Below are 778 nucleotides of genomic sequence, written 5' to 3'. Positions count from 1 at the left end.
ACACGGGCAGGGGCGGGTGCTGGGGACGATGGCGCTCGGGTTGGCGTGCGTGCTGTTGGTGTCGGGGTCGATCGAGGGGTTCGTGACGGGGCACACGTCCGCCCCGGTTCGGCTGACGATCGGGTTCGCGGCGGAGACGCTGTTCCTCGTATACGTGTTCTACGTCGGCCGCAGGGCCGCGTCGCGAGGCGAGACAGGCGACGTGAGCAGGGCGGACAGGGCGGACGCGGTACCCACGAGGGCTTAGTCGGACCACCGCATCCGATCAGCGAACCGATGGTTTCAGCCCTCTGAGTGATGGGTAGACACCGGCAATTGGTCTGGAGCCTCAGACGTGTGCCATACTTACGGAGTTCCCCCCAAACGAACCGGCTCCGACCTTAGGGTTGACACGCCAGTTCGGGGAGCGTAAGTTGGAGGGGTTGCTGTCAAGCAGGTGGCGGTGGGCGAGAGCCCAAAGAAACCATGCTAGAGTAACCAAGCCGTCGGGGCAAGAATTCGAAAAAGAATTCTGAACCGGCAATCGCAAAGAAGCGACAAGCTGAAATTGCGGTAAACGCGGAGGATCTGCTAAGATCTAAAGCGAAGCAAGAACAAAAGAAAAACAAAGCAAGACCTGACAACGCCGGGTCGCAGCCGATCGGAATGAAAGTTCCGGGACGAGTGGTTCGGGCGTCTGTTTCTTGAGAACTCAACAGTGTGTGACGAATTGTGATGCCATGCGACCTCGGTCCTGCGCTCTTCACTGAGCGATGGTTCGAGTGTCATTTTACACATG

1 pseudogene is annotated in these 778 nt (G+C 59.0%); it reads left to right on the top strand.

What is annotated here, in order from left to right:
* A pseudogene (locus KGQ19_RS48755) lies at nt 1-247 on the top strand (stage II sporulation protein M); the annotation flags it as partial.
* Nucleotides 248-778 lie beyond the last annotated feature (531 nt).

Origin of the sequence: Catenulispora pinistramenti (genome assembly GCF_018274385.1) — a bacterium.
GTDB lineage: Bacteria > Actinomycetota > Actinomycetes > Streptomycetales > Catenulisporaceae > Catenulispora > Catenulispora pinistramenti.
This window is presented reverse-complemented; position numbering and strand designations above follow the sequence as displayed.